Origin of the sequence: Serratia sp. Ser99, assembly GCF_024519545.1 — a bacterium.
Lineage (GTDB): Bacteria > Pseudomonadota > Gammaproteobacteria > Enterobacterales > Enterobacteriaceae > Serratia > Serratia liquefaciens.
Window position 1 is genome coordinate 368,923 of record NZ_JALJRT010000002.1, and the last position, 19,377, is coordinate 388,299.

18 protein-coding genes are annotated in these 19,377 nt (G+C 56.6%); 5 read left to right on the plus strand and 13 right to left on the minus strand.

Annotation, left to right across the window (positions count from 1 at the left end):
* The first annotated feature begins 152 nt into the window (after positions 1-152).
* Positions 153-1,673, plus strand: coding sequence for an aldehyde dehydrogenase family protein (locus NR114_RS05785; RefSeq protein WP_020826870.1), 1,521 nt, complete (start codon positions 153-155; stop codon positions 1,671-1,673).
* 57 nt (positions 1,674-1,730) lie between these two features.
* Here NR114_RS05785 and adhP read toward each other — a convergent pair whose 3' ends face one another.
* From adhP to NR114_RS05800, 3 genes are all read right to left on the minus strand, one after another.
* Positions 1,731-2,744 carry an alcohol dehydrogenase AdhP gene (gene adhP / locus NR114_RS05790; protein ID WP_020826869.1) on the minus strand — a complete coding sequence of 338 codons (1,014 nt, stop codon included), beginning with the start codon at positions 2,742-2,744 and terminating at the stop codon, positions 1,731-1,733.
* Between the two features lie 130 nt (positions 2,745-2,874).
* Entirely contained in the window at positions 2,875-3,075 is a 201-nt protein-coding gene (locus NR114_RS05795; RefSeq protein ID WP_020826868.1) for a hypothetical protein, read from the minus strand.
* 375 nt (positions 3,076-3,450) lie between these two features.
* Positions 3,451-4,557 carry a succinylglutamate desuccinylase/aspartoacylase family protein gene (locus NR114_RS05800; protein ID WP_129940594.1) on the minus strand — a complete coding sequence of 369 codons (1,107 nt, stop codon included), beginning with the start codon at positions 4,555-4,557 and terminating at the stop codon, positions 3,451-3,453.
* A 14-nt stretch (positions 4,558-4,571) separates the two neighbouring features.
* Between NR114_RS05800 and NR114_RS05805 the strand changes: the two genes are divergently transcribed.
* Positions 4,572-5,027: an Lrp/AsnC family transcriptional regulator gene (locus tag NR114_RS05805; protein WP_020826863.1), complete on the plus strand. Its 456-nt coding sequence runs from the start codon at positions 4,572-4,574 to the stop codon at positions 5,025-5,027.
* Positions 5,028-5,033: 6 nt separating this feature from the next.
* Here the strand turns inward: NR114_RS05805 and NR114_RS05810 are convergent, their stop codons facing one another.
* The 5 genes from NR114_RS05810 to NR114_RS05830 form a co-directional block, all read right to left on the minus strand.
* Complete coding sequence (locus NR114_RS05810; RefSeq protein WP_129940593.1) at positions 5,034-5,756, minus strand: ABC transporter permease; 723 nt, start codon at positions 5,754-5,756, stop codon at positions 5,034-5,036.
* Positions 5,756-6,445, minus strand: a complete 690-nt coding sequence (locus tag NR114_RS05815) for an ABC transporter permease (protein ID WP_129940592.1) — start codon at positions 6,443-6,445, stop codon at positions 5,756-5,758. Before NR114_RS05815 ends, NR114_RS05810 begins: the two co-directional genes overlap by 1 nt.
* A gap of 55 nt (positions 6,446-6,500) precedes the next feature.
* The gene (locus tag NR114_RS05820) at positions 6,501-7,274 is read right to left on the minus strand and encodes an ABC transporter substrate-binding protein (protein WP_020826860.1); all 774 of its coding nucleotides are present in this window, start codon (positions 7,272-7,274) and stop codon (positions 6,501-6,503) included.
* 27 nt (positions 7,275-7,301) lie between these two features.
* The gene (locus tag NR114_RS05825; RefSeq protein WP_020826859.1) at positions 7,302-8,063 is read right to left on the minus strand and encodes a dimethylarginine dimethylaminohydrolase family protein; all 762 of its coding nucleotides are present in this window, start codon (positions 8,061-8,063) and stop codon (positions 7,302-7,304) included.
* Positions 8,064-8,209: 146 nt separating this feature from the next.
* Positions 8,210-9,148: a LysR family transcriptional regulator gene (locus NR114_RS05830; RefSeq protein ID WP_041414557.1), complete on the minus strand. Its 939-nt coding sequence runs from the start codon at positions 9,146-9,148 to the stop codon at positions 8,210-8,212.
* Between the two features lie 96 nt (positions 9,149-9,244).
* Between NR114_RS05830 and NR114_RS05835 the strand changes: the two genes are divergently transcribed.
* The gene (locus tag NR114_RS05835) at positions 9,245-10,471 is read left to right on the plus strand and encodes an MFS transporter (protein ID WP_256813747.1); all 1,227 of its coding nucleotides are present in this window, start codon (positions 9,245-9,247) and stop codon (positions 10,469-10,471) included.
* A 73-nt stretch (positions 10,472-10,544) separates the two neighbouring features.
* Here NR114_RS05835 and NR114_RS05840 read toward each other — a convergent pair whose 3' ends face one another.
* From NR114_RS05840 to NR114_RS05850, 3 genes are all read right to left on the minus strand, one after another.
* On the minus strand, positions 10,545-11,468 hold the full coding sequence (locus NR114_RS05840) for a substrate-binding domain-containing protein (RefSeq protein ID WP_046373573.1): 924 nt from the start codon (positions 11,466-11,468) through the stop codon (positions 10,545-10,547).
* Between the two features lie 91 nt (positions 11,469-11,559).
* A complete protein-coding gene (locus NR114_RS05845) occupies positions 11,560-12,339 on the minus strand; it encodes a TIM barrel protein (RefSeq protein WP_256813748.1) in 780 nt (259 codons plus the stop codon).
* The gene (locus NR114_RS05850; protein ID WP_234531087.1) at positions 12,339-13,355 is read right to left on the minus strand and encodes a Gfo/Idh/MocA family oxidoreductase; all 1,017 of its coding nucleotides are present in this window, start codon (positions 13,353-13,355) and stop codon (positions 12,339-12,341) included. The genes NR114_RS05845 and NR114_RS05850 overlap by 1 nt, the downstream gene beginning before the upstream one ends.
* Positions 13,356-13,551: 196 nt before the next feature.
* On the opposite strand from NR114_RS05850, the gene NR114_RS05855 reads away from it, so the two are divergent.
* A complete protein-coding gene (locus NR114_RS05855; RefSeq protein WP_256813749.1) occupies positions 13,552-15,510 on the plus strand; it encodes a sigma-54-dependent Fis family transcriptional regulator in 1,959 nt (652 codons plus the stop codon).
* A 71-nt stretch (positions 15,511-15,581) separates the two neighbouring features.
* A complete protein-coding gene (locus NR114_RS05860) occupies positions 15,582-15,875 on the plus strand; it encodes a SelT/SelW/SelH family protein (RefSeq protein ID WP_048758976.1) in 294 nt (97 codons plus the stop codon).
* Here NR114_RS05860 and NR114_RS05865 read toward each other — a convergent pair.
* Both NR114_RS05865 and NR114_RS05870 read right to left on the minus strand, forming a co-directional pair.
* On the minus strand, positions 15,872-16,690 hold the full coding sequence (locus NR114_RS05865) for a hemin ABC transporter substrate-binding protein (protein WP_256813750.1): 819 nt from the start codon (positions 16,688-16,690) through the stop codon (positions 15,872-15,874). The two genes, NR114_RS05860 and NR114_RS05865, sit on opposite strands and share 4 nt — an antisense overlap.
* 95 nt (positions 16,691-16,785) lie before the next feature.
* Positions 16,786-19,143: a TonB-dependent receptor domain-containing protein gene (locus tag NR114_RS05870; protein WP_234531052.1), complete on the minus strand. Its 2,358-nt coding sequence runs from the start codon at positions 19,141-19,143 to the stop codon at positions 16,786-16,788.
* Between the last annotated feature and the right edge of the window lie 234 nt (positions 19,144-19,377).

Here is a 19,377-nt window from a genome sequence, read left to right on the forward strand (position 1 = left end):
TATTATTCTTTTTTAATTAGTTGATATTTTTATATTATTTATTTATGTGGCACAGCTTTCCATCAATGTGGCATGGGCAATGCTTAAGTGTCTGTAGAGTGCCGGCAATCAGGCACCACCCTTACAGTCTCCGTTCCCATGAGAGGTGTTACATGAAATACGTTCATCCCGGTTTGCCTGGTTCGTTGGTCTCTTTCAAACAGCGCTACGGCAACTACATTGGCGGTAAATTTGTCGAACCCGTTTCAGGCAACTACTTCACCGACACCTCCCCGATGACAGGTCAGACTGTCGCCGAATTCCCGCGCTCCGACGCGAAAGATATCGAACAAGCGCTGGATGCGGCGCATGCCGCAGCCGAAACCTGGGGGAAAGCCAGCGTTCAGGAAAGGTCTAATGTGCTGCTGGCGATCGCCGATCGTATGGAGTCAAAGCTCGAATTGCTGGCACTGACCGAAAGCTGGGACAACGGCAAACCGATCCGCGAAACGCTGAACGCGGACATTCCGCTGGCGATCGACCACTTCCGCTATTTCGCCGGCTGTTTGCGTGCACAGGAAGGCACCGCCGCTGAGATCGATCAAAACACCGTGGCCTACCATATCTATGAGCCACTGGGCGTGGTTGGGCAGATTATTCCCTGGAACTTCCCGCTGTTGATGGCCGCATGGAAACTAGCCCCGGCGCTGGCCGCCGGCAACTGCGTGGTGCTTAAACCGGCGGAGCAAACCCCGCTCAGCATCTGCGTGCTGCTGGAAATGATTGGTGACTTGCTGCCGCCGGGCGTGCTCAATGTGGTTCACGGTTTCGGTAAAGAAGCCGGTGAGGCATTGGCAACCAGCAAGCGTATCGACAAAATCGCCTTTACCGGTTCAACCCCGGTAGGCCGCCATATTCTGGCCTGCGCGGCGGAAAATATCATTCCCAGCACCGTGGAGCTGGGCGGTAAATCGCCTAACATCTTCTTTGAAGACATCATGCAGGCGGAACCCGAATTCATCGACAAGGCGGTTGAGGGGCTGATTCTTGGCTTCTTCAACCAGGGTGAAGTCTGTACCTGCCCTTCGCGCGCCCTGATTCAGGAATCGATTTACCCGCAATTTATGGAAAAAGTGCTGGCGCGCATCACCACCATTCGCCAGGGTGACCCCTTTGACACCGACACCATGATCGGTGCTCAGGCGTCTCAGCAGCAGTTCGACAAGATCCTGTCTTACATCGAGATCGCTAAAAACGAAGGCGGCAAAATCATTGCCGGCGGCGAGCGCGCCAGCCATGAGCAAACTCTGCAAAGCGGTTTTTATCTGCAGCCCACCTTAATCACCGGCAATAACAGCATGCGTTTCTTCCGTGAAGAGATCTTCGGACCGGTGATCGGCGTGACCACCTTCAAAGATGAAGCCGAAGCACTGGCATTGGCCAACGACAGTGAGTTCGGGCTGGGTGCCGGTTTGTGGACTCGCGACGTAAATCGCGCCTATCGCATGGGGCGCGCCATCAAGGCCGGACGCGTGTGGACCAACTGTTATCACCTGTATCCGGCGCATGCTGCCTTTGGCGGCTACAAAAACTCCGGCGTCGGCCGCGAGACCCACAAGGTAGCGCTGTCGCATTACCAGCAGGTCAAAAACCTGTTGGTCAGTTACGACAGTAAACCGCTCGGGCTGTTTTGATTTTTAGCGTTACTGCAAACTAAGGCCACCTCGGTGGCCTTAGTTATTTGCGCGGGATTATGATGCGGAGAGATCGATAACCATGCGGCCACGGATAGTGCCCGACTTCATCTCTTCGAAGATCGCGTTGATGTCGCCCAACGGACGCTTGGTCACTTTCGGCGTCACTTTGCCTTCGGCGGCAAACTGGAAAGCTTCTTTAAGGTCTTCACGGGTTCCCACCAACGAGCCCACAACCTGAATACCGTCCAATACCAAGCGTGGAATGCTCAGATCCATACTCTCTGGCGGTAGCCCCACGGCGACCACTTTGCCCCCTGCGCGAACCGCATTGACCGCAGAATTAAAGGCTGAACGCGCCACCGCGGTGACTACGGCAGCATGCGCGCCCCCGACTTTTTGCTGAATGATTTCTTCGGCGTTTTCAGTTTTGGAGTTGATGACCAGATCGGCGCCGATTTCTTTGGCGAAATCCAACTGCCCCTGGTTGACGTCAATGGCGATCACTTTGGCGTTGAACACGTTCTTGGCATACTGCAATGCCAGGTTGCCCAAGCCGCCCAGGCCGTAAATCGCGATCCACTGCCCCGGTTTGATGTCGGAAATTTTCACCGCCTTATAGGTAGTGACACCGGCACAGGTAATGCTGCTGGCTGCAAAGGAGTCCAGGCCATCCGGCACCTTGACCGCATAGTCCGCCACTACGATGCACTCTTCCGCCATGCCGCCGTCGACGCTGTAACCGGCATTTTTCACCGAGCGGCACAGCGTTTCGTTACCATTAACGCAATATTCGCAATGACCACATCCCTGATAGAACCAGGCGACGCTGGTGCGATCCCCGACTTTCAACGAGGTGACACCTTCACCTACGGCGGTGACTACCCCAATCCCTTCGTGCCCCAGGGTGATGCCGGGCACTTCGCCAAAATCGCCATTTTTGACGTGAAGATCGGTATGGCAAACGCCGCAACACTCCATTTTCAGCGCGGCCTCACCGTGTTTCAGTGGACGAAGCTGTTTATCCTGAATATCGACACTGTGGTCTTTAGTCACTACGGCTGCTTTCATAGGATATCTCTCCTCAGGTGAGTTGAAGTACAGTTGTTAATGTAGTTACTCATAACCCTGAGGGCAAGAAATTAAAAACAAATATTTAATATCAACCAGCACGATTGCGGTTGTGAAACGAAAATAATGATTAACGCTTGGTTTTAGTGATTTTTGTCGCTTTGGCAGGGTTACCGGCAACGAACTCCAGCGTTGGCGAATAGTAAAAAGGCAACCAGGCATGGTAACTGCTTTCCCACTCCCATTTTACCGGGCAGGGCCACAGAATATCTTCATGCAGAATGTAGTAGACCCATCGGCCATGCGGGCGGCGTGGTTTGGTGGTGCGCATAGCGTCTGACTTCTTCGGGGCGGATCGGTTATCGCTGATATTCAATGGCCCGCAGTCGCAGAGCCACGTTGCAGGCCTTAGGGGCAACATCCTTCGTGATGGGATAAAAATGGCCGATCTTCATGTTAAATCCTCTTTGTCATCAGGGATACAGAGTTACCTGGCACAAATTTAACATGGACCGCGGTCCGCAAGCCATCTTTCCCGCCAGCATGCTCACTGCCTGAGACCGGCGGCTGCGGACTTGCTCGTGCTCTGCCTCAGCCGGCTTGCTTTAACGCCTCTTGCCGCAGAATCGATTGAATATAGGCATTATTGTTTTTTAACGTCACAAAGTCGCCGCTGGCGACGATACCAATTCACGAATAAATCGACTCAGGACGCCAATTCACCACCGCCCGCGTAGGCAGTCTTACCGGCAATCTTCATCACTTCGGCTCCCAGGGTGACAAAAGGCGCTTGCCGACAGGCATAAATCAGCCCGCCGGCCTTGGCGCGCACCGCTTTTACCGTATCGGTGATCGGGTCGATAATTTCGGCCACCGCCTCGTCGGCTTCCACCCATTCCCCCGGCTGGCGCAACAACAGCAGAATACCGCTGGCGGATGCGGTAACGATCTCCCCGGCGGCGAACGGCAGCATCGCCACTTCACATTGCGGTATCGCCGGAGAGGGTCCGGCAACGGCGCCTCGGTGCTGTAAATAACGGTACAAGCGTTCTGCGTCACCGCTGGCCAATTCATGGCTGACATCCCGCTGTCCGCGTAACTCCAGCGTAACCGCCATGCAGCCCGGTTTGAGCTGGCTTAGGTCAGGATGCTGTTGCGCCAGCCGAAGCCAGGGCAAACCGCAGGCTTCATCAAATGAGCCGCCACCGCTGTCTTGCGAAAGCAGTACCGCCGCCATGTTCATAAAGCGCGCCAGAATTTCGGCCTGCCGTTCCCAGGCCGGATCGGCGTACATATGCAAGATCGCCCGATCGTCACAGTGCAGATCCAGCACTACATCGGCATCACAGGCCAGTAGCAGCAATTGCCGCCGCAGTGCCGTGACTTCACTGCCCTCGGTCATGGCTTGCAAAACGGTACGCATGGCGGCCCGGACTTGCGGCTGAAGGGGTTCCGAGGCGGTAAAATCGTGGTTTTGCAGCAGACGCGCCAGATCGGGAAAATCGCGGTTGAAGTTGCGACCGCTAATCAGGTCGAAGCGCCCTACGCCGCCGTTGAGCAGCACCTGCGCCAGCCCTGGAGGATTGGCCAGCGGCACCAGAATTATTTCGCTTTGCAGCTCACCACGCCGTTCCGCCTGGCTGAGTAATCTTTTAAGATAATGCAGCACCAGCATGCCGGGCAGTTCGTCGGCATGCAGACCGGCCTGCAGGTAAATTTTTTCGCCTTTGCCCGGCTGGCCGAAATGAAAACTGGTGAATTGGCGCTGCCCCCCCAGGGCATGTTCAGGTAACTTATGATGTTTACTTTTCATTGGACGCCCTATCTGTGGAAAAGAAAGCCCGGCTTGATCGCATCGACAAAAAAATCCTTGAAATACTGTGCCGGGATGGCCGCATTTCCTATCAAAAGCTGTCCGAGCAGGTCAATCTGACCGCTCGCCCCTGTCTGGAACGGGTGCGTGGGCTGGAGCGCGACGGCATCATCCGCGGCTACAGTGCCATCATTGAACTGCCGGAGCCGGAGCATGCGTTCGTGATCCAGGCTCAGATCGCGCTGGCCGACCACGGTCATTCTCAACCGGCGTTTGAGCAGGAGATGCGTAATACCCCGGAGGTGCTGGATTGCTGGCTGGTCAGCGGCAACTTCGATTTTCTGGTGCGCATTGGCTGTCGCAGCATGGAAAACTACCGGTTGCTGGCCGACAGCTGGCTGACCAGCAAGAAATTCCGGGTGGATAAAATCGTCACCCTGACCGAACTGCAATCCATCAAACGTTCCTGAACGGTCTCAATCACGACGTATAAAGCCCAACCAGCGTCGCTCTGCCCGCGAAAACAGGAATATCAGCAGGAAGGTGCACAGCAGGTAGAGCGCCGCCGCCATCAAAAACGGGATAAATGGCGAATAGGTGGCGGCATAAAGTGCCCGTGCCACGCCGGTGATATCCAATAGCGTTACCGTGCTGGCCAGCGAAGTGGCATGCAGCAAAAACACCATTTCGTTGTTGAGTGCTGGAATGCCGCGTCGTAGCGTGGCCGGCAGCACCAGCCGGCGAATGATCTGCAGCTGGCTCATGCCATAGGCTTCACCGGCAATCCACTCCTGGCGCGGGAAGGTCTCCATCATGCCGGCCAGCAGCTGCGCGACGTAGGCACTGGTATTGAGTACCAGCGCCAGCGTGGCGCAGAAGGTCGCGTCGCGAAACAGCAGCCAGAAAGGTTGGTCGTTCTGCCAACCCAACTGCACCACGTCAAACTGCGACAGGCCGTAATAAATCAGCATCAATTGCAGGTACAGCGGCGTACTGCGGAAAAAGTAGGTCACGCTGCGGATCAGATAAGATAGCGGACGCGGGCCGTAAACCTGACCGATCGCCATCAGCATCGCCAGCACTAAACCGGGGACGACCGACAGCAAGAAGAGTTTGGCAGTCATCGCTAGCCCGGTGACGTCGGACCCGTCACTCCACAGAAAACTCGGTGCGGCTTCCAGCATATTTTGCAGGTTCATCAGCGGGCTCCTGCATTTGAGGAAGTCAAGGCGTATCGCCGCGACAACCGGCTAAAGCCCCAACTGGAAATCGCCGTGATCGCCATATAAATCAGCGCCACCAGGAAATAAAACAGGAAAGGCTTTTGGGTTGCCCGCCCGGCCTGCTCGGCCAGCCAGACCATATCCTCCAGCCCGAGGATCGACACCAGCGCCGAGGCCTTCATCAGCCCAAGCCAGTTGTTGTTGATGCCGGGGATGGCAAAGCTCAGCATTTGGGGTAACAAAACACGGCGAAATACCTGGCCTGGGCTCATCCCATAGGCCATCGCGGCCTCCAGTTGGCCACGCTCCACGGTAAGAAACGCGCCACGGAAGGTTTCGGTATAGTAAGCGCCAAACACGAAGCCAATCGCCAACACCCCAGAGATAAAGGTGTTGAACCGCAGCGGCCCCAGCCCCAGCAGACCCAAGGCTCCGTTAACCAGCATCTCACCGCCAAAGAACAACAGCAGCATAATCACCAGTTCGGGGATACCGCGCACCAGCGTGGTATAGCCGGTTGAAACCCAGCGCAGCCAGCGCGGACCAAAGAGTTTGATCAGCGCATTGACCAGTCCAAGCGCCAGCGCCACCGCCAGTGACACCAGCATGACGCACAGCGACAGCGCCGCCCCCTGCGCCAGCAACGGTAAATACTCTGTGACCATACCCGGCCTCCCATACTTGACAGATTGCCGGGCCAGCCGGCATTAGCGCGCCGGTTTAGTTACCGTAAATATCGAAGCTGAAATATTTTTTCTGGATGGCTTCGTAAGTACCATCGGCACGAATGGCCTTGATCGCACCGTTTAGCGCATCGCGCAGCGCCGGGTTGTCTTTGCCTACCGCGATGCCGACGTCGGAGGAAATGCTGCTGTCTTCAATCACCGGGCCGGCAAAGGCAAATTTCTGTCCGCGCGGCGTATCGATAAAGCTGCTGGCGGCCTGAGTATTGTCCTGCAACGACGCATTAATGCGGCCGGACATCAGATCCAGATAGACATTATCCTGGTTGGCGTAAGAAACAATTTTCACCCCTTTTCCGCCCCAATGTTGTTTCGCGTAGGCTTCATGTATCGAGCCGGTCTGCACGCCGACGGTTTTGCCTTTCAGGCTGGCAACGTCAGGCAGTAAAGCGCTGCCTTTACGCGCCACCAACTGGGCGGAACTGCGGTAATAGCGATCGGTGAAATCCACTTCCTTTTTGCGCTCATCGGTGATGGTCAGCGAAGCGATAATGGCATCGAACTTATGGGCATTGAGCGCGGCAATCATGCTTTCGAAGGGTTGTTTGACGAACACGCATTTGGCATGCAGCTGCGTACACAGCGCATTGGCGATATCGATATCAAAACCGGTGATCTCACCGTTGGGCGCGAGCACGTCAAACGGCGGATAGCCACCGTCAACGCCAAAACTGATGGTGTCGAAGGCCTGAGCCGCCGCAGGACCACCCAACGCCAGGCTGGTCAGTAAAACCGCTAATGTTTTTTTCATGGCTGAGATCCCCGGTAAAAGAAAAGATTAGAAACGAAGTGACAGGCAGGTCAGGCCGCCGTCCATTTTTTTAAATTCACTGGTGTCGAGCTGAACGATGGGCATGCCCAGCTTTTCGATTTGCGCAAGCGTGTACGGATAACCCTGCGGCGTAATCAGCGTATCGTTGATCCACAGCGTATTGCCGGCATAGGACTCCGCTTCGGGAATGACGATCGAACTGAAACCGCTAAAGGCAGGATGGTGCTGATAGTCTTCGGTCAGCAACAAGGTATTGCGGCCAACGTAATTAACAATGGACTTCAGGTGTAGACCGGCGCTGACTTCAATCGCCGTCACCCGATAGCCATAGGGCTCCACCGCCGCAGCGAACTCGCCAATACCAGCCTCATCGGTACGGGCCGTCAGGCCGACGAAAAACTGGCGATCGACCAGCAGCACATCCCCCCCGTCCAGATGACCGCGCTCGCTCATACGCACCACTGGCCGTTCGCCTTCAAACAAGGGCGCAATGGTGGCCACCTCGCCCTGACGGCTGGGTGCGCCCGGATGGCTGATCACCGCCAGCTCAGGCATCACCACCGCCGTGTCTTCAACAAAGTGTGCATCCGGGAATGCGGGTGCTGCCGGTAACACGGTCACTTTTAGCCCCAGACGGAGCAAGGTGTCCACATAGGCCAAAAACTGACGGCCGGTGGCCGCGATATCGGGCGCGCCCAATTGGGCGGTAGTTTGTCCGCTGCCGCAGCTGTCGGCAGGGAGTCTGGCAATGGCTTGAGTAAAGTGCATGGCGATTCTCTCGATTGAAAGGGACGGTCACTGTTGCTTAGATTATCAAACAGATACCGCCGCCAATCAGGTTGAATCCGCGCGCAGACACTCTAGATTTGCGCTGTATATCGCTCCGCTAACGACAAATTCCGCTGTACGCGTTTTTAGGTCGTTGGCGCATTTGCGCCGGTGATGCGCGGCATCACCTCTTTCATCAGCTCGAGGAATTTACGCAGCCGGGCAGGATAATAGCTGGCGTACGGATAAAGCAGATAAATCGGCAAGGGCGCGGCACGCCAGGTTGGCATTAAAGGAATCAGAGCGCCCTGCTCCAAATCCTGTTTGACCACCCAGGAGGACAACATCGCCACCCCTACGCCGTTCAACGCGGCTTTACGCACCGCATAAAGACTGTCGGTGCTTAATCTGGGAGCAATGTCAAAACGATAGGCTTCACCGCTATCCCTGTGAGTCAGGGTGACTTCGTTACGGTAAAAGCTATTCAACGCCAGCCAGGGCAACTGCGCTAAATCGCCGATCTGCTTCAGAGGATCATGACCTGCTAATAAGCTCGGTGCTGCCACCACAATGCGCGGCACTTCCGCCAGCAATACCGCCACCACCGAAGGATCGGTTACGGCCCCCACGTGGATCGCGCAGTCCACGCCTTCGGGGATAAAATCCGGTGAGTGGTCGTTAAGCGTCCATTCCACGCTGGTCTGGCGATAGCGTTGCAAATAGTCACCCAGCGGCCCGATTAGCTGATCCTGGCCGAAGGCATGCGGCGCACGTACCCGTAATACGCCGACCGGCTCATCGCGCACGCCGCGCAGCTCATCCTCCATGATTTGCCACTGCTCTATCAGCTTGCGCGCATGCTGATAACAACGCTCTCCGTCATCCGTCAGCTTCATACTGTGGGTGGTGCGCTGGATTAATTTAACGCCCAGCAGTTGTTCCAGCACCTGCAGGCGCCGGCTAACGGTGGGTTGTGAGGTCTGCATTTGCGCCGCAGCGGCAGAAAGACTGCCGCTGTCTACGATGCGCACCAGCGTTTGCATCATGGCTATGCGATCGCCATTGGGAAATGAGTTTTTATTCATACGTATTACGTATAACAGTTCTACCCGTTCGGGGGCTACAGTTTGCGGCAAATACTGGCAAAAATAAGCGCACTTTACCTCTACGGGATAATTACCATGACCCTGATTTCACCAGCCAATCATACCGGCACCACACCGGCCCATGCGCTTTCCGCCAAGGTTGTCTTTCTACTGGCGACCGGCGCCGGTCTTAGCGTGGCGTCCATTTACTATAGCCAGCCGATGCTAGGGATTATGGGGAATGCGTTCCATGCCGGAGTAAGTGACGCCGGCTGGGTCCCTACGCTCACCCAGGCAGGCTACGCACTCGGGATCCTACTGTTGGCCCCGCTGGGCGATCGTCACGATCGTCGCCAGATCATCCGTATAAAAGGCTTGCTGCTGGCTGTTACCCTGCTGTTCTGTGGTTTTTCATCCTCATTCCCGCTGTTGCTGCTCAGCAGCCTGGCGATCGGCCTGGCCGCTACGGTGGCGCAGGACATTATCCCGGCGGCCGCAACGCTGGCAACCGACGCCAATCGGGGTAAAACGGTGGGAACCGTGATGACCGGACTACTGGCGGGGATTTTGCTTTCACGGGTGTTCAGCGGCGTGGTGGCGGAATATTTCGGCTGGCGCAGCGTTTACCTGCTGGCGGCCGTGGCGGTGTTGGCGATCAGTTTTGCCATCGGGGCCGTATTGCCCCGTTTAAAACCCAATACTTCCCTCAGCTACCCGGCGTTGTTGCGTTCATTGGGCCAATTGTGGGCCGATTACCCGGAGCTGCGGCGTGCAGCGCTGGCGCAAGGCTTGCTGTCGATCGCGTTCAGCGCTTTCTGGTCTACGCTGGCAGTGATGTTGGCGGAACGGTATCAGTTGGGTAGCGCCGTCGCCGGGGCTTTTGGTTTGGCCGGTGCGGCAGGCGCATTGGCTGCCCCCTTGGCAGGCATGCTGGCCGATCGTCACGGGCCGGACTATGTCACTAAGATTGGCGCTGCCATGGTGGTGGTTTCTTTTGCCCTGATGTTCATGCTGCCGTTGCTGTCGCTCCCCGCGCAATTGGCGTTGATTGCCCTGAGCGCGGTAGGTTTTGATCTCGGCATTCAGGCCACGCTAGTCGCCCATCAAACCATTATTTACGCTATCAATCCGGCCGCCCGCAGCCGCCTCAACGCCATCATGTTTACGCTGGTGTTTATCGGCATGGCAGGCGGGGCCGCGCTGGGCAGCAAGATCCTGGAAGCTGCCGGCTGGCCTGGCGTAGTGACGTTGGCCTTGCTGACGGCTGCTGGCGGTCTGGCAATGAGGTTGTTCGCCAAAACCGCCCCGCGCGTGACGGCCTGAAAAGTACATCACCGATAGCCGCAGTCACTGCGGCTATGATGCCATCGCCTCACGGCCACCAAGGGCACTATATCTACTTCTGATTAACCGCCTGGAATTCTGCCAAATTCTGCTGTGTGATGGTTTTGTAAGGTACCCAGTTATAAGGCTCGACCTTTTGTTTTTCCAACAGCGCCTTGGTTACCTGCACCGCCCCGATGGCCTGCCCTTTGGCATCCTGGAAAATGGTCAACGTCATGCCGCCGTTTTTAATGAACTGCTGACCGTCCGGCGTGCCGTCGATGCCCGCCACCAGAATGGTTTTGTTTTTGGCTTGATTCAGCGCCATGATGGCACCAATCGCCATTTCATCGTTGTTAGCGGCAATCGCGTCAATCGGCCGGCCGTTCAGCAGCCAACCGGATACCACGTCCACCGCCTCGTTGCGCTGCCATTTGGCGGTCTGCTTCTCCAGCACCTTCATGTCTTTATATTTGGCGATCACCGCTTCCACGGCTCGGGTGCGCTCGCGTGCTTCTTCATTGGACAACGCCCCCATCAGGATCGCCACGTTCCCACGGTAGTTCATCTTTTTCGCCAAGGCTTCCATCTGCATTTCACCACCCACCGCAGAGTCAGAGCCTACGTAGGCCATGTCCTTGCCCAGTTTCACCTCCGGTTTGCGGTTGACGAAAATCAACGGAATATTGGCCCGTTCGGCAGCGTCCATCATCGGTTTCACCCCCTGAGTGTCAACCGGGTTGAGGATAATGGCGTCCACCCCGAGGTTGATAAAATCGTCCACCTGCTGCACCTGCAACGCCACGTCCCCTTTGGCATCGACAAACTGGCCGTCCATCCCCAACTGCTTAAGTTCGCTCACCATCTGTGAACGCAAAATAGAGACAAAGTTAAGGTCGAAATTGGCCAGCGCCACGCCGACCTTGTAGGTTTTCGCCTGGGCGCTGAAGCTCATGACGATGCTCAGCAGTATCAGTAGCAAGCTTTTGGTTTTCATGATGACATCCTGTAGGTTGAGGTTTATTTATTATTAAAATCAACGCATCATTTTGAATGCCGGGCAGCGGCCCTGCCCGGATGTGTTCAGGCTATCGGGTAAAATGGTCGCGGAACTGTAACAGCGCCTCGGTGCTGTCACCGGATGCCCACCCTTCCATCGCCACCACGCCCTGATAACCGATGTCTTCTAACGTGCGTGCGATGGCGCGGTAATTGATTTCACCGGTACCAGGCTGTCGCCGCCCCGGCACGTCCGCCACCTGGATTTCCCCTATTGCCGGGCCACAGCGACGGATCAGTTCGATAAGATCCCCTTCGCCAATCTGCGCATGGTAAAGATCGAGATTCATCTTCAGGCCCGGACGGTTTACCGCCTCCACCAGAGCCAGGGTGTCGCAGGCTTTGGCGAAGGGTGTGCCAGGGTGGTCGCGTGGCAAATTGAGGTTTTCCAGCGTGAAGACTTTCCCGGCCCGCTCCGCCATGTGCGCCAGCCGGCTTAGCGTATCGGCCGCCTTGAGCCACATCGCACCGGTTACCACCGCCACCGGTTTCACCGGTAATCCCTGAGGATCCAACCCGGTACCGTGAAGATTCAGGCTCGGGCAGTTCAAGCGTTGGGCAACGGCCAATGACTGCTCCGCGCTGTGCAACAGTTGGGCAATGTCTTCGTCGTCGGTCAGGTTGCCGGTCAGATAGCCGGTCATTGATGTGAAGCGCGCCCCGCTGGCGGCCAAAGCATCAAGGTCTTTATTGGCCCAGTTCCACATTTCAACGCCAAAACCCAGCGCATCGATACGCGCCACGCGTTCGATAAACGGCAGATCGAGAAATACCATTTCTGCGCATACAGAGAGCTGATAACTGGCCATTATTGCCCCCCTAACTTGACCGGTTTGCCCTGCTGCACCGACTCGATACAGACCAAGGCTATCGCCAGCGCATTGCGCGCATCTTGTCCGGTAGCACGCGGGCTGCAACCCTGCCGGATGCTCTGGGCGAATTCGGTCAACTCCGCCACGTAAGCGTCACGCAGCAGATCGGTGTCCTGCCGCGAGGTTTCTATGGCGATGCCTCCGGCGTGATAACGCACGCAGTTGTTCAGGTTGATATTGCCCGCCTGCAACATGCCTTTGCTGCCAAACACCTCGCCGCGTACGTCGTAACCGTACACCGCCTGGAAATTGGCTTCGGCGGTGGCGATTGCCCCGTTGTCAAAGCGAATGGTGACCACGGCGGTGTCCAGCAGCCCTTTGTCTTTGAAGTCCGGCCGCACCAGGGCGTCCGCCAACGCATAAACCTCTACCGGCCTGGCGCCAGGGTTGAAATGCAGCAAGGTGTCGAAATCATGAATCAAGGTTTCAAGAAAGATGGTCCACGCCGGGATGGGCGCCGGATCCCGTAGCAAGGGATCGCGCGTCACCGAACGGGATAACTGCGTAGTGCCATTCTCACCCGCCTTTACGGCGGCGATAGCGGCGGCAAATCCGCTGACAAAACGGCGATTAAATCCGACCTGCAGAACCACGCCCGCCCGTTTTGCGGCGGCAATGGCGCTGTCTGCCTCATCCAGCGTGATGGCCATCGGCTTTTCGCAGAACACATGCTTACCGGCCTGTGCCGCTGCAATCACCCACTCCGCATGGGTGCGGGCCGGAGAAGCGATGACCACCGCATCAATAGCCGGGTTGTCCAGCATCGCCTGCAAATCGCTGTAGGCTTCAACGCCCAAACGTTCCGCCAGCCGTTGCGCCGCCCCCGGCAGAGGATCGGCCACCGCCGCCAGCACAGCCCCCGGCACGCGCCGTGCCAACGACTCCGCATGGAAAGTGCCCATTCTGCCAGCACCGATCAGACCAACACGCAGGGGTTGGGATGAATGACTCATAGTGATTCCTTATGTGAGGTAACGCCCTATTGGGCAACGGAGTTCACCCTGGGTATTGCAAAGGGGATGCCAGCTCAAAACACGCGGAATTTGTGAGACGTTGCACAGATAGGCATAACAAAGTGACAACTAAATTGACATGTCAATTTCACATGTCAATAAAATGAACATTACATTCCAAACAGCGGAGCGCACCATGCAGACAGCCGCCGGCCTGATGCCGATCAAAGACGAGAGCGATCCGATCTTCAGCCTGCCTGAAGGGGCGGAATCCGGTGAATGGGACAGCCTGTTTTGGCAAGGGTGGCAGGCGTTTAATGAAGGCGGCCAGCCCGGTTGGATACGCAAGTCGATCCTGCAATCCTGGCGACGCTCGCGTGAATACGGCATCGATCCCGATGAGTTTGTCTATCACGCGCCACCGCCTGACCAACTGCTGGCGATTCTGGCACACAATGCCGAGCTGATTGCCGTGGCGCGCAGCATCATGGAAAATTTGCTGGCCTATAATCCCGACGGTCACATCAACCTGACCGATGCCCATGGCGTCACCCTTCACTACTGTGGCGCGGACATGACGCCGATCGGCAGCATCTTGCGTGAAGAGGTTCAGGGCACTAACTGCACCGCACGCTGCCTGCTTGAACAGCGGCTGGTATATGTGCTCAGCGGTGAAAACTGGAAGATGGGCCTGCGGCAACGGCATCGCCAATGCGCCGCCGCGCCGGTGCGCAACGCCGAAGGTGTCATGATTGGCGTGCTGACGCTCACCGCCACGCCGGACAATTTCAATGCCCACACTCTGGGTACCGTGCAGGCGGCTGCGGAGGCCATCGGTCAACAGCTCAAGCTGCACCGGCTGTTGGCCGAGCAGCAGTCGATTTTGGAAACCCTGAATGAAGGCGTGATGGTCTGCGATAGGCACGGCCGGCTGAAAACGGTCAACCGCTATGCTCGCCAAATTTTTGGCGGGCTGGAACCCGGTGATACGCCGATCGATGAGCTGTTGTGCCCCCAATCCGGATCGTTGTTAACCATGCCGTTTTGCAACGATCGTGAAATGGTGTTTATGCCCGTCGGCAAGCCAGCCCTCTCCTGCGTGATTTCGCTGATGCCTGCGCCGGATAATGGCCGGGTGCTCTCCCTGCGCGAAAATCAGCGCATCCGTGCCATCACCCGACGAGTCATGGGCGTGAGCGCCAGCTACACCTTCGAGATGATTTTCGGTCATTCCAGCCGCATGCGGGAGGCGATCATGCAGGCGCGCACCTGCAGCCGCAGTGACAGCACGGTCTTGCTGACGGGGGAAAGCGGCACCGGCAAGGAGCTGTTCGCTCAGGCAATCCACAACGGCGGTGAGCGCTGCAACGAACCCTTTGTCGCGGTCAACTGCGGCGCCCTGCCGCGCGATCTGGTGCAAAGCGAGCTGTTTGGCTACGTCGATGGCGCCTTTACCGGATCGCGTCGCGGCGGTTCGGCAGGCAAATTCGAACTGGCGGACGGTGGTACGCTGTTGCTCGACGAAATCGGTGAAATGCCGTTGGATGCACAAACCAGCCTGCTGCGCGTATTGCAAGAAGGCGAAGTGTTGCGGATTGGCGCGGCGCATCCGGTCAAAGTGAATGTGCGAATTATTGCGGCTACCCATTGCGATTTGCTGCAGGCCGTGGAGAACGGCGCGTTTCGTCGTGACCTTTATTACCGCCTGAACGTCCTTTCCCTCCCCGTTCCGCCCCTGCGTGAACGTCGGGAAGATATCGCCGGACTGGTCAACGGCTTTATTCACAAGCTGAGTACGCGGATGAAGAAGATCCCGCCGCAGGTCTCACCGCAGGCCATGGTTTGCCTTAACGCCTGGCACTGGCCCGGCAACGTGCGCGAATTGGAAAACCTGGTGGAGCGGATGGTGAACCTGTGCGAAGGGTTGCTGATCGACGTGGATGATTTGCCCAGGGAGATCGCCCAGGCTTTTCCTGAACAGGAAGCCGTCCCCTCAAGCCGCCTGGAGGACAATGAACGCGCCCATATCATTCAAATCATTGAATCCAGTAACGGTAATCTGCGACAGGCGGCTCGTCTGCTCGGGCTTTCACGCACCACCTTGTACAATAAAATCAACAGGTGGCAGATTGATTTGGCCTTGCTGCGTCCCTGAGGAAGTTGGCTTGACAGCACTACGGCGGCGTTCGATGATGCAGGCTCTCTCTCGCCGCTATGGTTCTGCCCATGAAAACATCCCCTGCCGTCACCATTCACTATTGTTCGCAATGCAACTGGCTGCTGCGTGCGGCGTGGATGGCGCAAGAGTTGCTCCACACCTTCAGCACCGATTTAGCCGCCGTCACCCTGGTACCCGGTACCGGCGGCATTTATGAAATCACCGTCGACGGCGTGGTACTTTGGGATCGTAAAATCGAGGGCGGCTTTCCGGATGCGGCGGCATTGAAACAGCGCTTACGCGATCGTTGTTTCCCCGAGCGCTCATTAGGGCACGTAGACAATAAAGGCACGAAAGCTTAAGGGGTTACGGCTTGAGCCGCCTGACGCAGTTGGCCAATGGCCGCCGGCATGGCCAGGCCAAAACTCAGCAGCGCATTATCATCAATCACCAACAGACGCCGTTGTTGACCCGCCGGGGTAAAAGCCAATCCCGGCAGCGCCCAGATATTCGCCTCACCGCCCATCCGTCGCAAACTGCCTTTGCCTATCACCAGCAGCTGGGGCGCAGCGGCCACCAGGCCCTCCTGGGTTAACGATTGATAACGTGCTACGCCGCCCATGGCATTTTGCAGCCCGGCGCTGCGAATGGCGCCATCGGCGGCGGTGTCGCTGCCGGCCCCCATGGCCGTGATCCCAGTGTGCGCCATGATAAACAGCACCCTGACCGGCAGAGGGTTCGTCGGCACCGCGGCGAGCTGGCGATCCAACGCTGCCTGCAGGGCTTTCCCCTCTTTTTCGCGGCCCAGGATAGCGGCGATCGCGGTTATCTTTTCGTCGATCGCGTTCAGTTCAGGTTTGCCTGTCACGGTGACGACTTTTACTCCGGCCTGTTCGACCTGCTGCAACGCCATCGAGGGTTGTGACAGCATGCTGGCGATCACCAGCGTGGGTTTCATCGCCAGCATCCCTTCGGCATTGAGCTGTCGCATATAACCGACATTGGGCAGCGCCGTGGCCTGCGGCGGTTGCAGGCTGGTGCTGTCGCGTGCGACCAACGCTTGCTGGGCGCCAAGCGCATAAACAATCTCCGTGACGTCTCCGCCAATCGAGATCACGCGTTCGGTGGCGCAGAGCGAAAACGGCAGTGCCAGCAAACCGATAATCCACAGTTTCATGGGGTGTCTCCTTCAACGGGAGATGGATGACCAAGCCGCCCTTCACTGACAAAAGGCGGCATAAGGAACGTTATGGGTTCATCCACCGGATGGGCTTAGAAATCCACGTTTACGCCTAACTGGAAAGTTCTTCCCGGCATAACGGCCAACGCATTATCGTAAGCATCCTGTTGAGTCGAGTCCGTGAGTTCGCGGCTGCTCAGGTAGTCACGGTATTTTCTGTCGGTGATGTTATACACACCGCCACTCAGCTTCACATTGCGGGCCACCTGCCAGTACGCGGACATATCCACCAGGCCATAACCCGGTACGCGCAAATATTCCGTGGTTGCGTCGGTGAGCGTACTGCCGCTGGCATTGTTGTAGCTTTCACGGTTGGTGGCCGTTGCCTGCTTGCCTTTAACGAAGGTCGCCGTCACCGCAGCGCCGTAGCGTTTCGCCGGATCGTCCCACGCCACGCCGACAATGGCCTTCATTGGCGCAACGCTGTCGATATCGACATATTTATCGCCGGAGTAACTGGACTTGGACTTGCCCTGGTTATACCCCAGGGCAAATTTGGTGCTCAGGCCGTTAACCTGCTCAAACCAGGTGCCAAAATTCAGCCGGGTGCTGATTTCACCCCCGTAGATGTAGGCCTTGTCGCGGTTTTCTGCCTGATAAATGGTGTAGATATTGGACGGCACGTTAGCAAACTTGTCCGGACTGCTGGCGCGCTGGTAGCGGGTATAGGCAATGAAGTTTTTATAGGTGTTGTAGAACAGCGAGGTGCGCAGGGTCACACCTTCGACAACCTCTCCCTTCACGCCCCATTCCAGGTTATTGCTGGTCTCGGTATTCAGATCGGCGTTACCGATCAACGCATACTGCGCGGTGCCTGCGTAGCTGGAGCCGAGGTTCCATGAGCCATAAAGTTGGCTGGCGTTCGGGAACTGCGCACCGCGTTTGTACTGGAGATAAGTCATCAACGTCGGCGTCAGATTGTACTGGAAGCTGAGTGACGGCAGGACCTGGGTATCGGTGTTGCTTTTGCCGTACAGCGTTTCCAACTCGGACTCCGTCAGCACCGTGCTGCCGGTAGTCAGGCTGCTCAGGTTCTGCGGCTTGGTACTTTGGTGAGCCACGCGCACGCCCGGCACCACGGCAAAGCCGTGCCCGTCGAGATCAAACTGGATCCTGTCCTGCACATAACCGCCCAGCACATAGCTGCGACTGTCGGACTCCGGCTGCATGATGGCGGTAAATGCACTGGGTGCAGGCTCTTCACGGAACGGTCGCTCGGTATCGGTCAACCTTGCATTGAGTCCCCCGCTCAGCGTGTGCCGTCCCCATGTTTTGGCTATCTGGGTTTCAAAACCATAGGTGTTGACGTTGTAGTCGGAGTAAACCCGTTCCATGCTGCCAGTGCTGGTGGGCATATAGGTGTTGTCATGCGCCTGAGTCTGTTGGTAATAGACTTTTGAGGTCAGGGTATCGACAAAATCGTTGTACGGCGTCCATTCATCTTTCAGGCTCACTCCCCAACGGCGCGTATTGCTTTGCTGTTGGGCGGTCCCCAGAATGGCGCTGCCGGCCGAGTTCCAACTGTCGTAATGGGTGTGGTTGGTTTTGTCATAGTAATCCACCGTGCCCGTGAGTTTGTGTTCGTCGTTCGGTTGCCAGATACCGGAGGCCATCAGCGCATTGGTGTGCCAGTTGGCCGGATAGGCCTGGTGGGTGCCGCTGTTATTGCGCGTTTCCTGGCCGTCACGGCGACTGTAAACAAACACCCCGCGCAGTTGTTCATCGCCCGCAGCGGCGGTAATGCCATTGTGCCAGCTGCGATTGGACGAATCGTAATCGCTCTGGTAACCAAAGTAGGTCTGTTTGGTGGGGGAAAGGTACTGATCGGCTGATTTCGGTAAAAACGAAACGGCGCCGCCAATAGAAGTATTACTGCGTTCAATCGAGGTTGCGCCCGATTCGATCTCCACCTGGCCGTACATGTAAGGGTCGATATAGTCCCTGCCGATGCCAAAGGTATTGAGCCCGGCGCGGCTGACGTAGCTGCGTCCGGTGGCATCAGGCTGTGGAATGCCGTCGACGTCCAATCCGACGCGATTGCTCTCCAGGCCACGGATGTTATAACCGGTATACCCGCTGCGATCGAAACCGCTTTTCCCCGATGATGAGCCCCCGCTGACACCGGTGGCACTGATCAAGGGTTCGTAGCGCATAATCGAACCGAAATCATTGCCCCCTTTTTTCTGCATGTCTTGCGCGGTAATTGTGGTGATTGTCCCCGATTTGTTTTCAATAACCGGCGCCACTACCGTTATTTCTTCTTCACTTTGCGTGGTCTTTTCTAATGATATTTTCTTAACTTCCGCATTGGCGTTAAAGGCACTGGCGATTAACGCACCCCATAAGGCGGAATGCCCGATAATTCCCCGACAATTAAAAGTTCTGCACATGTGTTAGCCCTGCATTAATTATTAGTATTCGCTCGCAGTTGCTTCGCCACTCGGGTTTAACCGAGTTAAAGAGATTAAAAGAAATTAATAATGCTAAAATAAAGGTCTTTCTTCGCAGACTCAGTAAATTGATAATAATGACAATGCTTACCATAAGCAACGTCGTTATAACCTTATTAAATACATTGATGAGATACTTCCAAACCGCTTACGAAATCCTTACAAAGCGGCGAC

Excerpts from the sequence above, each read along its gene's own strand:
- NR114_RS05825 (WP_020826859.1), bottom strand. The coding sequence starts at position 8,063 with ATGCACTTTACTCAAGCCATTGCCAGACTCCCTGCCGACAGCTGCGGC.
- NR114_RS05870 (WP_234531052.1), bottom strand. The coding sequence starts at position 19,143 with ATGTGCAGAACTTTTAATTGTCGGGGAATTATCGGGCATTCCGCCTTA.
- adhP (WP_020826869.1), bottom strand. The coding sequence starts at position 2,744 with ATGAAAGCAGCCGTAGTGACTAAAGACCACAGTGTCGATATTCAGGAT.
- NR114_RS05810 (WP_129940593.1), bottom strand. The coding sequence starts at position 5,756 with ATGAACCTGCAAAATATGCTGGAAGCCGCACCGAGTTTTCTGTGGAGT.
- NR114_RS05795 (WP_020826868.1), bottom strand. The coding sequence starts at position 3,075 with ATGCGCACCACCAAACCACGCCGCCCGCATGGCCGATGGGTCTACTAC.
- NR114_RS05865 (WP_256813750.1), bottom strand. The coding sequence starts at position 16,690 with ATGAAACTGTGGATTATCGGTTTGCTGGCACTGCCGTTTTCGCTCTGC.
- NR114_RS05815 (WP_129940592.1), bottom strand. The coding sequence starts at position 6,445 with ATGGTCACAGAGTATTTACCGTTGCTGGCGCAGGGGGCGGCGCTGTCG.
- NR114_RS05820 (WP_020826860.1), bottom strand. The coding sequence starts at position 7,274 with ATGAAAAAAACATTAGCGGTTTTACTGACCAGCCTGGCGTTGGGTGGT.
- NR114_RS05840 (WP_046373573.1), bottom strand. The coding sequence starts at position 11,468 with ATGAAAACCAAAAGCTTGCTACTGATACTGCTGAGCATCGTCATGAGC.
- NR114_RS05860 (WP_048758976.1), top strand. The coding sequence starts at position 15,582 with ATGAAAACATCCCCTGCCGTCACCATTCACTATTGTTCGCAATGCAAC.
- NR114_RS05845 (WP_256813748.1), bottom strand. The coding sequence starts at position 12,339 with ATGGCCAGTTATCAGCTCTCTGTATGCGCAGAAATGGTATTTCTCGAT.
- NR114_RS05800 (WP_129940594.1), bottom strand. The coding sequence starts at position 4,557 with ATGAAAAGTAAACATCATAAGTTACCTGAACATGCCCTGGGGGGGCAG.
- NR114_RS05785 (WP_020826870.1), top strand. The coding sequence starts at position 153 with ATGAAATACGTTCATCCCGGTTTGCCTGGTTCGTTGGTCTCTTTCAAA.
- NR114_RS05855 (WP_256813749.1), top strand. The coding sequence starts at position 13,552 with ATGCAGACAGCCGCCGGCCTGATGCCGATCAAAGACGAGAGCGATCCG.
- NR114_RS05835 (WP_256813747.1), top strand. The coding sequence starts at position 9,245 with ATGACCCTGATTTCACCAGCCAATCATACCGGCACCACACCGGCCCAT.
- NR114_RS05830 (WP_041414557.1), bottom strand. The coding sequence starts at position 9,148 with ATGAATAAAAACTCATTTCCCAATGGCGATCGCATAGCCATGATGCAA.
- NR114_RS05850 (WP_234531087.1), bottom strand. The coding sequence starts at position 13,355 with ATGAGTCATTCATCCCAACCCCTGCGTGTTGGTCTGATCGGTGCTGGC.